Source organism: Synechococcus lacustris str. Tous, from assembly GCF_003011125.1.
Taxonomy (GTDB): Bacteria; Cyanobacteriota; Cyanobacteriia; order PCC-6307; family Cyanobiaceae; genus Synechococcus_D; species Synechococcus_D lacustris.
In genome coordinates this window covers 1-830 of record NZ_PXVC01000251.1, presented here as the reverse complement: position 1 = coordinate 830, position 830 = coordinate 1, and the positions used below count along the sequence as shown (strand labels likewise).

2 protein-coding genes are annotated in these 830 nt (G+C 46.0%); both read right to left on the bottom strand.

The features are described from left to right. Positions 1–268: hypothetical protein (locus C7K08_RS14705; protein WP_106501198.1), on the bottom strand; the 268-nt coding region annotated here is incomplete at its 3' end. Positions 269–316: 48 nt separating this feature from the next. Beyond that, positions 317–607, bottom strand: coding sequence for a cell division protein SepF (gene sepF / locus C7K08_RS17015; protein ID WP_106501197.1), 291 nt, complete (start codon positions 605–607; stop codon positions 317–319). Between the last annotated feature and the right edge of the window lie 223 nt (positions 608–830).

The following is an 830-nucleotide window of genomic DNA, read 5'->3' as shown; positions in this document are numbered from 1 at the left end:
GCTGCTCTAGTACAGCTGTTGTTAGTGGTGCCCGATTACCCATMCCTTCTGAACTGCTGCAAAGCAATACGCATTTACCAGCACTGTTTAGTTCAACAAGGATCCGCACCAATAAATTGCTYTTACTAAGCATCAAGGCAATGCTGGCATTATGGGGATCAGGCCAGCACAACTGGGCATTTAATTCCAATGCTGACTGCTCTAATGCCTGGGGGAGATCAGCAATAGCTGCCTCAGATAGCTCTAGTTGCATCTCTAGGCGGGCCATTAGCTGTAACAGACCACACAGTTTTGCTTGGAAATTGAGCTGTTGGCGCTAGGTATGGACAAAATCTRATTCGTCAGATGGCATGAGATCTACMAGCACCTGATAGGGCGTAAATAAAAAGCARTCAGCCGAAATGCGTAGGGCATTACCTGATARGGCATGAACAGCACCTGCAACAAAATCCARTAGCCGTTGCGCTGCTTTTGGCTCCAWTGCTTGGGTATTGATCAACACGCTTTTTTGCTCCCTAATCGCAGTAGCAGCAATAAAGGCATCAGCATGCTTGCTGCAATGCAAAATCAGCAGTTCTGGTGGCAAGAAACAAAAATCAGGTTCCATCTGAATAATTAAATCCAGAAGGAACCTGAATAATTGCCTAGTAGCAAACGGCCGTTGTTGCTTTTGCTACCGGCAAGTGGATTGAAGCGTTAACAGATCAATCCTCTTCTTCTTCTGTGCTTCCAACTGGCTTGAGGCGAATCTGCTTACGGCCAAGCTTGATATCAAAATGCTTCCAACTGGCTTGAGGCGAATCTGCTTACGGCCAAGCTTGATATCAAAA